Genomic DNA, 11,418 nt, shown 5'->3' with positions numbered 1-11,418 from the left:
TCCATGTTAGCAAGGCTGCGTGACCCGCGCCCGGTGCGCGACATGCGCAACGACGCCCGCCGGAACAGGCCGGCCGCACACGGGAATCAGTCGACGACCTTGACTTCGACCCGCCGCGCCTGCGCATTGGCGCCGGTGCCGACCGCCGACTCCGGCTTGCGCATGTCCACCTGGGCGGGCGGCACGCCCAGCCCGGTCAGCACGTCGCGCACGGCCTGCGCGCGCCGCTGCGCGATCGCGGCATTGACTGCGGCATCGCCCGTGGCATCGTGAAAGCCCGAGATCTGCGCCTTCTTGCCAGCGCCGACGCCTTCGATGATCGGCGTCAATGCCGCGGCAGCGCCCGGCGGCAGTTCGGTGCTGCCGGACCCGAAGTAGAAGCGCACCACGCCCTTGTCGACGCGGATGCCAGCGCCCTCGGGCACCGTCGCGGCGCCGGGCGTCGACGCCGTCGCCGGGGTCGCCGCGACGACCGGGGCCGATGGCGGCTGCGACGAACCGCGCGACAGCGCCACACCCATGACGAGCAACAGCACGAGGGTGATGACCCCAACCGCCAGGCCCAGTACCAGGTAGGTCTGGCCGTCGTCTTCTTGTGTGGCGGACATTCTCGCGGCTCCTCGGTCGTTCAGCAGTGAATATGAATAATGGCGCGGTGACACACGCCTCGGAAATTGTAGGCGCCCCGGAAGCGGCTCCCCCGGCGCCCGCCCCCGGCCAGCCCGCGCCGCACGACGCCCAGCTCAAGCCGCTGCGCGACCCCCAGCCCATGCTCGAGCGGACCATCTCCCAATGGGGTGGCCACGACGATCTTTGGGTCTTTGCCTACGGCTCGCTGATCTGGCGGCCGGATTTCGACTTCAGCGAGCGCCGGCCGGCCCAACTGCACGGCTGGCACCGCGCGCTGAAGATGTGGAGCCGCATCAACCGCGGCACGCCTCAATGCCCGGGCCTGGTGTTCGGATTGCTTTCGGGCGGTAGCTGCCGCGGCGTGGTGTTCCGCATTCCGGCGGCCGACGGCCTCGAGACGCTGGGGCGGCTGTGGCTGCGCGAGATGGTCACGGGCGTGTACGACCCGCGCTGGCTGTCGTGCGTGACGCCGGGCGGCCACGTCAAGGCCCTGGCCTTCACCCTCTCGCGCCGCAGCCCCAACTTCACCGGTGACCTCAGCGACGCGCGCTACCGCGAGATCTTCGCCCAGGCATGCGGGCGCTACGGCACCTCGCTGGAGTACGCGCGCCAGACGCTGGAAGGACTTCGGCAGCACGGCATCCACGATGCGGCCCTCACGCGGCTGCTGCGCCTGGCCGAGGCGCAGCAACGTGACCAGTTGTCGGTATCCTCCGACGAAGGCGCTCGCCAGGATGCGCTACACCCGTCCCTGCAGCCGCCGGTTGCGGACTCACACTCCAAGGAGAGCACATGAAGAAGAACTTTCGGCGCGGTGCCGCCCTGTCCCTCGTCCTGGCCACGGCCGGGCTGCTGGGCGCGTGTGGCGGCATGAAGATGGGCGGCGGCGCCTCCGCCGTCGCCAACCTGGCCCCCACCGGCGCAGTCACGCCCAATCCCACCACCGGCAAGATCACCTTCACGGCACTCGAGCATGGCGTACGGGTCGCCGGCGAAGTGCGCGGCCTCAAGCCGGGCAGCGAGCATGGCTTCCACCTGCACGAGAAAGGCGATTGCGCGGACAACGGCAATGCCGCCGGCGGCCACTTCAATCCGGCCGGCGGGCGCCACGGCAAGTTCGGCTCGGCCGGCGGCCACGCTGGCGATCTTCCCAGCCTGGTGGCCGATTCGAGCGGCGTGGCCCGCTTCAGCGTCGATGATCACAGCATCTCGCTGACCGACGGCGAGGCGAACAACGTCGTCGGCCGCGCCGTGGTGGTGCACCGCGATCCGGACGATTTCACCTCCCAGCCCGCCGGCAACTCCGGACCGCGCATCGCCTGCGCCGTCGTCACCCGCAACTGACGGCCTGCGCCTCAGCCTCCGCTGAGGCTGCCCAGGAGAAGGGCCTCGGCACGCGCCAGGTCGGCCAGGGTGTCGATGTCGGTCAGGATGCCGGCGTCCGATACCGGCACGTCAACCACCGCGCCGGACGCGCGCAGCGCCAGCAGCACGGGCGCCGCACCCTGCGCCCCGCTCAACGCCGCCAGCGCGTCGCCGCTGGCGGGGCCGAAGCCGACCGGATGGCCCGGCCTGCCCTCGTGCACGGGCTGGGCGGCCGGAGCGCCGTTCGCCAACGCCTGGGCCACCTGCCGCAAGGTCTGCGGCTGGACCAGCGGCAGGTCGCCGGGCAGGATCAGCCAGCCGTCCGCACCCCGCGTGGCGCGCACGCCCGCCGCGATCGAATCGGCCATGCCGGCGTGGCCGGCATCTTCGAGGTGCCACGGCAGGCCGCTGGCGCGCACCGCCGACAACGTGTGCTCCAGCACCGCACGGCCCGCCAGCCGGGCCAGCAGCTTCGACCCCTGGCCGCCGGACGCCAGGAACCGCTCGCCGCGGCCGGACGCCAGCACGATGACGGTGGGCAGGGAACGGGTGGCCGGGAAGCCCGGCGACGGCGGCTCGGGATGATCGTTCGCAGGCATGCCGGAAGTATGCGCGCTGGCGGACAATCGGCGCATGACCTCACCGAAAGATCTGCTGGCCCAGTTGCGCAAGAGCTATGAGCGCGCCGAGTTGGACGAGACGCGCAGCGAAGCCGACCCGCTGCGCCAGTTCGAACGCTGGATGAGCGACGCGCTGGAGGCGCAGTTGCCCGAGCCCAACGCGATGACCCTGGCCACCGTCGGCGCCGACCTTCGGCCGTCCACGCGCGTGGTGCTGATCAAGGGCTACGACGCCCGCGGCATCGTCTGGTACACCAACTACGAAAGCCGCAAGGGCCGCGAACTGGCCGGCAATCCCTACGCGGCATTGCAGTTCCACTGGGTCGAGCTCGAGCGCGTGGTGCGCATCGAGGGCCGGGTCGCGCCGGTCGAGCCCGAGTTGAGCGACGAATACTTCGCCAGCCGCCCGCTGGACTCCCGCATCGGCGCGTGGGCCAGCCCGCAAAGCCAGGTCATCGGCGGCCGCGACGTGCTCGTCAAGAACGCCGCCGCGGCAGCGGCCCGCTACATGCTCTCCCCGCCGCGCCCACCGCACTGGGGTGGGTTCCGGCTGCAACCCGACCAGTGGGAGTTCTGGCAAGGGCGAAAGAGCCGCCTTCATGACCGGCTGCGCTATCGGCTGGAGGACGGCGCCTGGCTGCGCGAGCGACTCGCGCCCTGACGGCGAGACCGTCAACCTGCGGCGGCTTCAGACGCCGCCAAAGAAGTCGTTGAGCTTCTGGCCAGGAGCGGCGTCGGCAAGACCGTCGAAGCGCCCGTCTTCCGCCAGCTTCTGCGCGGCCCGCAGGAAGCCGCCCCAGGCGGCACGGGCCAGCGCTCCACCCACGCTGATGCGGCGCACGCCCAGCGCCGCGATCTGTTCCAGGTCCAGGTCGCTGGCCCAGCCCACCAGCAGATTGACCGGCTTCGGCGCCACGGCCTGCACCACGGCGGTGATCTGCTCGGGCGTGCGGATGCCCGGCGCATAAAGGCAATCGGCGCCGGCATCGGCATACGCCCTCAGGCGAGTGAGCGTGTCCTGCAGGTCGTCGCGGCCATGCAGGAAGTTCTCGGCCCGTCCCACCAGCAGTACCTCGCCGCCCGCGGCGTCGATGGCACCGCGCGCCGCGCTCAGGCGCGCAACCGATTCGGCAAGCGTGCGGATCGGCTGCGCCGGGTCGCCGCTGGCGTCCTCGATCGACAGCCCCGCCACGCCGGTCTCGACGGCCAGTCGCACGCTTTCGGCCACGCCCTGCGCATCTTGCGCGTAGCCGCTCTCGAAATCGGCGTTGACCGGCAGGTCGGTGGCGGCGACGAGTTCGCGCAGGTGGGCCAGCACGTCGTCGCGCGACACGCCGCTGTCGGGCCTGCCGCGCGACCAGGCCATGCCGGAACTGGTGCTGGCCAGCGCCTGGAAGCCCAGCCCCTCGAGCATGCGTGCGCTGCCAACATCCCACGGGTTGGGAATGATGAAGCAGCCCTTGGCGTGCAGCGCGCGAAACGCCTGGCGGCGCGCGGAAATCTCGGCCGCCGACGGTGCGGTGGTGTCAGTGGAAAAAGTTGTAGCGGTCATCGGAGCAAGGTGGGTTGGCGTTGCGGCATCTTGCATCCTCGCGGCCGCCGCCTCAAGCGCGGCGGCGATGCGCTGCTCAGAGGTGGGCGGCCAGCGCCATGGTGACGGTCACCGTCACCAGCGCCAGCACGTTCGACACCCCGACGCTTGCCGTGACCAGCGACTCGGCGGTCTGGTAGCGCTGCGAGAACAGGAACACGTTCGCGCCCATCGGCAGGGAGGCCGCCACCACCATCACCGTCAACGGCAGCCCGCGCACGCCCAGCACCCAGCCGATGCCGGCCACAAGCAACGGGTGCAGCAGGTTCTTGACCAGCGACTGCAGGGCCGCCCCGCGCCAATGCGCCCCGATCGACGTATAGGCCAGGGTGATGCCCACCATCACCAGCGCGACCGGCGCGAATGCCTGGCCGAGCAACTGCACGGGTTTGTCGATCCAGTCGGGCAGCGTCCAGCCGGTCTGGGCGAACAGCAGGCCGGCGATGATCGGGATCGGCACCGGATGGATGATCGCGTTGCGCAATGCGCGCAGCACGGTGGCCGCCATCGGCCGCCTCGCGTGCGTGCCGGCGCGCGCCTGCTCATGCGCCGCCGCCAGTTCCAGCACCACGGTGGCGCTGGTCAGCAGGATCACCGAGTGCAGCGAAATGAGCGTCAGCAGCACCACCATGCCGGGCGGGCCGTACGCCAGGCCGATGAGCGGAATGCCGATCATCACGCTGTTGCTGTAGGTGTTCGACAGGCCCAGGACCGCCGCCTCCCGATTGAAGCCGCGCCACGCCATGGTCAGGCCGAACAGCAGGAACGAGGCGACGAAGTACGCGGCCACGGGCTTGAAGTGCAGTTGCGCCACGTCCACCTTGCTCATGGCGCGGAACAGGAGCGCCGGCGCCAGCAGCAGGAAGATGAGGTTGGACAGGTCCTTGACCGATGCCGACTTGACCCACCCGCAACGGCCGGCCAGGAAGCCGGCGGCGATCAGCAGCACCACGGGCAACAGGGCGCTGGCCACCGTACCGTTCATCGATGCCCTCCGCTCGTGGGTTCGTTGGCCAACCACCTGGCCGGGGAGTTCATCGCACGCATGTCAAACCAGGTCCGCTGTCGGGGCAAAACCCGGCATTGTCGCGGCTTGACGTCGGGCATGCTGCTCACTACATTACTAACCCGTCAGTCATTAACAACCATGCCTTCTCGATTGCTCAGCGACAAGTTCTGCGCCGTGCGCGCCAAGCGCGAGCGCCGCAAGGAGGCACGCCCCGGCGAACTGCTCGACGCCGCGCTCGACCTGTTCGTGGAGAAGGGGTTCGCCGCCACGCGCTCGGAAGAGGTGGCGGCACGCGCCGGCGTCTCCAAGGGCACCCTGTTCCTGTACTTTCCGAGCAAGGAAGAGCTGTTCAAGGCGGTCATCAGCGAAAACCTGGCGGGTCGCTTCGAGCAATGGAACGCGCAGTTTGCCGCCTTCCAGGGCAGTACCCCGGAGATGCTGCGCGAATGCGTGCAGATCTGGTGGGACAACATCGGCTCGACCAAGGTCTCCGGCATCACCAAGCTGATGTTCTCCGAGGGCCGCAATTTCCCCGAGCTGGCACAGTTCTACCGCGAGCAGTTCGTCGCCCCGGCGCACGAGCTGCTGCGCCGCATTCTGCAGCGCGGCATCGACCGCGGCGAGTTCGCCCCGGTCGACCTCGACCTGGCGGTCTACACGGTCGTGGCGCCCATGGTCTTCCTGATGCTCAACCGCCATGCCGCCGACATCTGCGGCGATGGCCGCACGCCGATGGACCCGGCGCAATACCTCGCCTTGCAGACCGAGTTCATCCTGGCGGGCCTGGCCGCCGGGCCAGGACAGCGCAAGCCATGACACGGCGGATCGTCCGGGCCGCAACGCACCCGCCGCCGGGCCTGCCTAAAATCGAAGGTTTGCCCTGACCTGGCCCCACGAATCCGAAGGAAGCCCCCAATGAACGCCACTCACGACCTGGAGCGCCTGCGCTTCAACATGATCGAGCAACAGATCCGCCCCTGGGATGTGCTCGATTTCGAGATCCTCGACCTGCTTGCCGCCATCCGCCGCGAGGACTACGTGCCGGCCGAGCACCAGGGCCTGGCCTTCTTCGACATGGAGATCCCCCTGGGCGACGGCCCGGGCCAGGTGATGCTTTCGCCCAAGGTCGAGGCACGCATGCTGCAGGACCTGCACATCCGCAAGGATGAATCGGTGCTCGAGATCGGCACCGGCTCCGGCTTCATGGCGGCGCTGCTTGCGCATCGCGCAGCCCAGGTGCTCAGCCTGGAGATCGACCCCCGGCTGGCCGAGACGGCCAGTGCCAACCTGCGCCGCAACGGCGTCGACAATGTCGAGGTACGGGTGGCCGACGGCGCCAGGCCGCTGCCCAGCGGCCCCAGCTTCGACGTCATCGTGCTCAGCGGCTCGGTTGCCCGCGTGCCGCAGAACCTGCTCGGTTCGCTCAAGCCGGGCGGACGTCTGGCCGCCATCGTCGGCGAAGAGCCCATGATGCGCGCCCATTTCATCACCCGCGTCGGCGAGGGCCAGTGGGACACCCAGCAGCCCTGGGACACGGTCGCGCCGCGCCTGCTGAATTTCCCCGAGCCGTCGCGCTTCAACTTCTGACGCCCCGAGGCGACACTGCCATGATCGAACAGGTCCTTCCCGCCCACTTGAGCGATTGGTTCTCGCGCGACGCGCAGGCCAGCGCGCTGCTGCTGGATGTGCGCGAACCCTGGGAAGTCCAGACCGCCAGCGTCACGCCGCGCGGCTTCGCCCTGCTGGCGATTCCGATGAACGAGATCCCTTCGCGGCTGTCGGAACTGGGCCCCTACACCCGCATCGCCTGCCTGTGCCATCACGGCGCGCGCAGCCAGCATGTGGCCGCATTTCTGGGGCAGCACGGCTTCGCCGAAGTGGCCAATGTCGCCGGCGGCATCGACGCCTGGTCGCGCCAGTTCGACCCGTCTGTGCCCCGCTACTGATACCCCATCCTCAAGGACGTTCATGGCCAGGTTCCGGCTCGTTACCCTCTGCTGCGCGCTGACTGCCGCCTTCGCCGCCGCCGCGCCCGCGCGGGCACAGAGCCTGGTCGAACTCTACGAATCGGCGCGCGGCTTCGACGCCACCTACCAGAGCGCCCTGTCGGCCTATGACGCCGGCGTGGCGCGCGCCGACCAGGCCAAGGCGGGCCTGCTGCCCCAGGTGGGCCTGTCGGCCAATGCCTCGCACACCGACCAGGAACTGCGCACCGACTTCGGCAACGTCCAGAACACGATCAATCGCGGCATTCCGCAGGAGACGGTCGGCATCAACGCCACGCAGCCGTTGTATCGCCCCGCCAACTGGGCAACCTGGGAGCAGAGCAAGCGGCAGCTGGACATTGCCCAGGCGCAGCTCGAACTGGCCGAGCAGGACCTGATCGTGCGCGTCAGCCAGGCCTATTTCGACGTGCTGGCGGCGCAGGACGCCCTGGCCCTGGTGCGGGCGCAGAAGGCCGCCACCGCCGAGCAGCTGGCCTTTGCGCAGCGCAACTTCGAGGTGGGCACCGCGACCATCACCGACACGCGCGAGGCCCAGGCCCGCTATGACCTGGTGGTGGCGCAGGAGATCGCGGCAGAGAACGACCTGCAGATCCGCAAGGTCGCGCTCGACCAGTTGGTCGGCCGCGTCAACGCCGCGCCGACGCCGCTGGCCGCGCCCGTGCAGCTGCCGCCCCTGGCGCCGGCAAACCTCGACCTGTGGGTGCAGCAGGCCGAGGACGGCCATCCGTCCATCCTCACGGCCGAGCGCAACATGGAAGTGGCCCGGCTGGAGGTGGACAAGGCGCGCGCCGGGCACAAGCCGACGCTCGACGCGCAGGTGGGCTACAACGTCACCAACAACCCGCAGGGCACCAGCACCAGCACCACGCCGGCCGGCGTCCGCGTGAATGCGGCCAGCATCGGCGTGGTGTTCAACCTGCCGCTGTTCGCAGGCTTCGCCACCGAGAACCGCATCAAGGAAACCCTGGCGCTCGAGGACCAGGCCCGCTCCCAGCTCGATGCCGCGCGGCGCAGCGTGGCGCAGGCCACGCGCACCGCCTACCTGGGGCTGGTGTCCGGCATGGGCCAGGTCAAGGCGCTGGAAGCGGCGGAGGCCTCCAGCCAGAGCGCGCTGGAAGCCAACCGGCTGGGCTACCAGGTGGGCGTGCGCATCAACATCGACGTACTCAACGCACAGAGCCAGCTGTTCCAGACGCGGCGCGACCTGGCGCAGGCGCGCTACAACGTCCTGCTGGGCAACCTGCGGCTGCGGCAGGCGGCTGGCTCGCTGGCACCGGCCGACCTTCAGCCGCTCAATGGCGTGCTGGCCACGGCCGGCAACGCCGGCGCCGCGGCCTCGCCGGATCAGCCTTCGGCCGCCACCGTGAGCCCGGTTGCACCGGCACCGGCGCAAGGCGTCGCGCCACCGGCGCGGCTCACGACGCCGCCGGTTCGGCCGACGGTACCGAATCGCTGAACGTCGGCGCGGTCGCCTCGTCGGCGTCGCCGCCGGTGCGCGCCAGCACGCCCACCACCGCCGCAGCGGTGCGCGCGCCGGCGCCGCGATGGGCCGAGGAGAAGCCGAGCGCGGCCTGCACCATGGCGTTCTGACGCACCGGGTCGGCAACCAGCATCAGGGCCTGGGTGATGGCCTGCTCCATGTCGTCGACGCGCAGCGCGGCCCCGCCTTCGAGCGCCAGCTCGGCCGCCTCCGCGAAGTTGAAGGTGGACGGGCCCATGATCACCGGACAGCCGCAGGCCGCTGCCTCGATCAGGTTCTGGCCGCCCAGCGGCTCGAAACTGCCGCCCAGCAAGGCGATGTCCGCCAGGCCGTAGTAGAGGGCCATCTCGCCGAGCGAATCGCCCAGCCACACCGCTTCGCCCTCGCCCGACGGCGAGCCGGCGCTGCGGCGCGCGGCGACGAAGCCGCACGTCTCGATCAGCGCGGCCACTTCATCGAAGCGTTGCGGGTGCCGCGGCACGATCATCCACTGTACGTCCTGCACCGGCAGGCGCACCTTCTTGCCGGCTGCGGGCGACCAGCCGACAGGCGGCGAATGGCGCAGATGGCGCAGCACCTCGAGGAAGCGCCGCTCCTCGCCGTCGCGCGAACTGGCGAAGACGACCACCGGCTTGGGCAGCTGTTCGCGCAGCCGCGCGGCGCGGCCCAGCTGCACCCCGTCTGGCGTCGCGTCGAACTTGAGGTTGCCGAACACGCCGTCGACCCGCGCCCCAGCCGAGACCAGGCGGTGCGCGTCGGCTTCGGTCTGCGCCCAGACTGCCGCCAGCGAGGCATAGGCCGGCCGCGACAGCCACGCCAGCCGCTTGGCGCCGGCGAGCGACTTCTCGTTGAGCCGCGCATTGGCCAGCACCAGCGGTATGCCGCGTTCGGCGCATGCCGCGCTGAGTATCGGCCAGACCTCGGTCTCCATCAGGATGCCGATGCGCGGCCTGAATTTCTCGATGAAGCGCTGCACGACGGCCGGCGTGTCCCACGGCTGCCAAACCTGCAGGTCGTCAGGGCCGAGCAGGCGTGCGCCTTCCTCGCGGCCGGTGGCGGTGCCGTGCGTGAGCAGCACGCGCAAGCCCGGCAATTCGCGCCGCAGCGCATCGATGAGGATGCCGGCCGCGCGCGTCTCGCCGAGCGACACGGCATGGATCCAGCACCAGCCGGTGCCGTGCATGGCCTCGTCGTAGTGGCCGAATCGCTCCTCCACCGCGACGCCGTAGCCGGGTTCGGCAATGGCGCGGCGGCGCAGCTTGCGCCGCAGCAGCGGTTGCAAGAGCCAGGTGGTCGCGCCGTACAGGCGCAGCAACAGTGCCCGCACGAAGCTCAGTGGGCGGCAGCGGCCAGTTGCGCGTCGGGCTTGACCGACCGGAGCAGCGCCAGCATGTCGTGCTCGATACGCTCGAGCGCCTCGGGCGTCTGGCCCTCGAAGCGCAGCACCAACACCGGCGTGGTGTTGGACGCCCGCACGAGGCCGAAGCCGTCGGGCCAGTCGACGCGCACGCCGTCGATGGTCAGCACCTTGGCCGGCGGCGGGAAGCTGGCCCGCTGGACCAGTTCGGCCACCACGCGATGGGGCTCGCCCTCGTCGCAGGCCACGTTGAGTTCGGGCGTCGAGAAGCTCGTGGGCAGCGCATTGAGCACGTCGCTGGCGTTCGGCTCGCGACTGAGGATCTCGAGCAGGCGGCAACCGGCGTAGGTGCCGTCGTCGAATCCGAACCAGCGCTCCTTGAAGAAGATGTGCCCGCTCATCTCGCCGCCCAGCGGCGAGTTCACTTCCTTCATGCGGGCCTTGATCAGCGAATGCCCGGTCTTGTAGATCTCGGCCACGCCGCCGGCCGCCTCGATGGCGGGCGCCAGACGCTGCGAGCACTTGACGTCGTAGATGATGGCGCCGCCGGGCACTCGCGACAGCACGTCCTTGGCGAACAGCATCATCTGCCGGTCCGGGAAGATGTTCTGGCCGTCCTTGGTGACGATGCCCAGCCGGTCGCCGTCGCCGTCGAAGGCCAGGCCCAGTTCGGCGTCGCCGGCCTGCAGCGCAGCGATCAGGTCCTTGAGGTTCTCGGGCTTGCTCGGATCGGGATGGTGGTTGGGGAAGTTGCCGTCCACCTCGCTGTAGAGCTCGGTCACTTCGCAGCCGAGCGCGCGGAAGATGGCCGGCGCCGATGCACCGGCGATGCCGTTGCCGCAGTCGACGACGATCTTCATCGGGCGGGCGAGCTTGACGTCGCCCACGATGCGCCGCGTGTAGTCGGCCAGCACGTCGACCTTGCGCACGCTGCCGCCGTCGGCGAGCGCCGCGCTGCCGGCTTCCATCACCTTGCGCAGGCCCTGGATCTCGTCGCCGTAGATGGCGCGGCCGGCCAGCACCATCTTGAAGCCGTTGTAGTCCTTCGGGTTGTGGCTGCCGGTCACCTGGATGCCGCTGGTGCACAGCGTGCTGGCCGCGTAGTAGAGCATCGGCGTCGTGACGGCGCCGATGTCGATCACCTCGACGCCGGTGGCCACCAGGCCGCGGATGAGGGCTTCGCTGAGCGCGGGGCCCGACAGGCGTCCGTCGCGGCCGACGGCCACGCATTTCTCGCCCGCTGCACGAGCCGCGGCGCCGAACGCCCGGCCCAGCGCCTCGGCCACTTCGGGATCGAGCGTGCTGGGCACCACGCCGCGGATGTCGTAGGCCTTGAAGATGGACGCGCTGAGCTGCATGG

General features: G+C 70.1%; 13 protein-coding genes. 7 read left to right on the top strand and 6 right to left on the bottom strand.

The annotated features are described in order from the left end of the window. Positions 1-86: 86 nt before the first annotated feature. Entirely contained in the window at positions 87-608 is a 522-nt protein-coding gene (locus VES41_RS14010) for an OmpA family protein (RefSeq protein WP_324817942.1), read from the bottom strand. A 47-nt stretch (positions 609-655) separates the two neighbouring features. On the opposite strand from VES41_RS14010, the gene VES41_RS14005 reads away from it, so the two are divergent. Both VES41_RS14005 and VES41_RS14000 read left to right on the top strand, forming a co-directional pair. Then, a complete protein-coding gene (locus VES41_RS14005) occupies positions 656-1,426 on the top strand; it encodes a gamma-glutamylcyclotransferase (protein ID WP_414719126.1) in 771 nt (256 codons plus the stop codon). Further along, on the top strand, positions 1,423-1,974 hold the full coding sequence (locus VES41_RS14000) for a superoxide dismutase family protein (protein ID WP_324817939.1): 552 nt from the start codon (positions 1,423-1,425) through the stop codon (positions 1,972-1,974). The genes VES41_RS14005 and VES41_RS14000 overlap by 4 nt, the downstream gene beginning before the upstream one ends. Before the next feature lie 11 nt (positions 1,975-1,985). On the opposite strand, the gene VES41_RS13995 is transcribed toward VES41_RS14000, so the two are convergent. After that, positions 1,986-2,594: a nucleotidyltransferase family protein gene (locus VES41_RS13995; RefSeq protein WP_324817936.1), complete on the bottom strand. Its 609-nt coding sequence runs from the start codon at positions 2,592-2,594 to the stop codon at positions 1,986-1,988. Between the two features lie 34 nt (positions 2,595-2,628). Between VES41_RS13995 and pdxH the strand changes: the two genes are divergently transcribed. Further along, positions 2,629-3,276 (top strand): pyridoxamine 5'-phosphate oxidase, encoded by a 648-nt coding sequence (pdxH, locus tag VES41_RS13990; RefSeq protein ID WP_324817933.1) that lies wholly within the window; start codon positions 2,629-2,631, stop codon positions 3,274-3,276. A 27-nt stretch (positions 3,277-3,303) separates the two neighbouring features. Here the strand turns inward: pdxH and VES41_RS13985 are convergent, their stop codons facing one another. Beyond that, entirely contained in the window at positions 3,304-4,167 is an 864-nt protein-coding gene (locus VES41_RS13985) for an isocitrate lyase/phosphoenolpyruvate mutase family protein (RefSeq protein ID WP_324817930.1), read from the bottom strand. A gap of 76 nt (positions 4,168-4,243) precedes the next feature. Beyond that, positions 4,244-5,191, bottom strand: a complete 948-nt coding sequence (locus VES41_RS13980) for an AEC family transporter (RefSeq protein ID WP_324817928.1) — start codon at positions 5,189-5,191, stop codon at positions 4,244-4,246. A 162-nt stretch (positions 5,192-5,353) separates the two neighbouring features. Between VES41_RS13980 and VES41_RS13975 the strand changes: the two genes are divergently transcribed. The 4 genes from VES41_RS13975 (at position 5,354) to VES41_RS13960 (ending at position 8,677) form a co-directional block, all read left to right on the top strand. After that, positions 5,354-6,031 carry a TetR/AcrR family transcriptional regulator gene (locus VES41_RS13975; RefSeq protein WP_324817925.1) on the top strand — a complete coding sequence of 226 codons (678 nt, stop codon included), beginning with the start codon at positions 5,354-5,356 and terminating at the stop codon, positions 6,029-6,031. Positions 6,032-6,130: 99 nt separating this feature from the next. Further along, entirely contained in the window at positions 6,131-6,802 is a 672-nt protein-coding gene (locus tag VES41_RS13970) for a protein-L-isoaspartate O-methyltransferase (protein ID WP_324817922.1), read from the top strand. Between the two features lie 20 nt (positions 6,803-6,822). After that, positions 6,823-7,161: a rhodanese-like domain-containing protein gene (locus tag VES41_RS13965; protein WP_324817918.1), complete on the top strand. Its 339-nt coding sequence runs from the start codon at positions 6,823-6,825 to the stop codon at positions 7,159-7,161. A 22-nt stretch (positions 7,162-7,183) separates the two neighbouring features. Then, on the top strand, positions 7,184-8,677 hold the full coding sequence (locus VES41_RS13960; protein WP_324817916.1) for a TolC family outer membrane protein: 1,494 nt from the start codon (positions 7,184-7,186) through the stop codon (positions 8,675-8,677). Here VES41_RS13960 and VES41_RS13955 read toward each other — a convergent pair. Continuing rightward, positions 8,637-10,028: a 3-deoxy-D-manno-octulosonic acid transferase gene (locus VES41_RS13955; RefSeq protein ID WP_324817914.1), complete on the bottom strand. Its 1,392-nt coding sequence runs from the start codon at positions 10,026-10,028 to the stop codon at positions 8,637-8,639. The genes VES41_RS13960 and VES41_RS13955 overlap by 41 nt on opposite strands. 5 nt (positions 10,029-10,033) lie before the next feature. After that, positions 10,034-11,416 (bottom strand): phosphomannomutase/phosphoglucomutase, encoded by a 1,383-nt coding sequence (locus tag VES41_RS13950; protein WP_324817912.1) that lies wholly within the window; start codon positions 11,414-11,416, stop codon positions 10,034-10,036. Between the last annotated feature and the right edge of the window lie 2 nt (positions 11,417-11,418).

Source organism: Variovorax sp. (assembly GCF_035634955.1).
Taxonomy (GTDB): Bacteria; Pseudomonadota; Gammaproteobacteria; order Burkholderiales; family Burkholderiaceae_C; genus Variovorax.
This window is presented reverse-complemented; position numbering and strand designations above follow the sequence as displayed.

Excerpts from the sequence above, each read along its gene's own strand:
- VES41_RS14010 (WP_324817942.1), bottom strand. The coding sequence starts at position 608 with ATGTCCGCCACACAAGAAGACGACGGCCAGACCTACCTGGTACTGGGC.
- VES41_RS14000 (WP_324817939.1), top strand. The coding sequence starts at position 1,423 with ATGAAGAAGAACTTTCGGCGCGGTGCCGCCCTGTCCCTCGTCCTGGCC.
- VES41_RS13995 (WP_324817936.1), bottom strand. The coding sequence starts at position 2,594 with ATGCCTGCGAACGATCATCCCGAGCCGCCGTCGCCGGGCTTCCCGGCC.
- pdxH (WP_324817933.1), top strand. The coding sequence starts at position 2,629 with ATGACCTCACCGAAAGATCTGCTGGCCCAGTTGCGCAAGAGCTATGAG.
- VES41_RS13985 (WP_324817930.1), bottom strand. The coding sequence starts at position 4,167 with ATGACCGCTACAACTTTTTCCACTGACACCACCGCACCGTCGGCGGCC.
- VES41_RS13980 (WP_324817928.1), bottom strand. The coding sequence starts at position 5,191 with ATGAACGGTACGGTGGCCAGCGCCCTGTTGCCCGTGGTGCTGCTGATC.
- VES41_RS13975 (WP_324817925.1), top strand. The coding sequence starts at position 5,354 with ATGCCTTCTCGATTGCTCAGCGACAAGTTCTGCGCCGTGCGCGCCAAG.
- VES41_RS13970 (WP_324817922.1), top strand. The coding sequence starts at position 6,131 with ATGAACGCCACTCACGACCTGGAGCGCCTGCGCTTCAACATGATCGAG.
- VES41_RS13965 (WP_324817918.1), top strand. The coding sequence starts at position 6,823 with ATGATCGAACAGGTCCTTCCCGCCCACTTGAGCGATTGGTTCTCGCGC.
- VES41_RS13960 (WP_324817916.1), top strand. The coding sequence starts at position 7,184 with ATGGCCAGGTTCCGGCTCGTTACCCTCTGCTGCGCGCTGACTGCCGCC.
- VES41_RS13950 (WP_324817912.1), bottom strand. The coding sequence starts at position 11,416 with ATGCAGCTCAGCGCGTCCATCTTCAAGGCCTACGACATCCGCGGCGTG.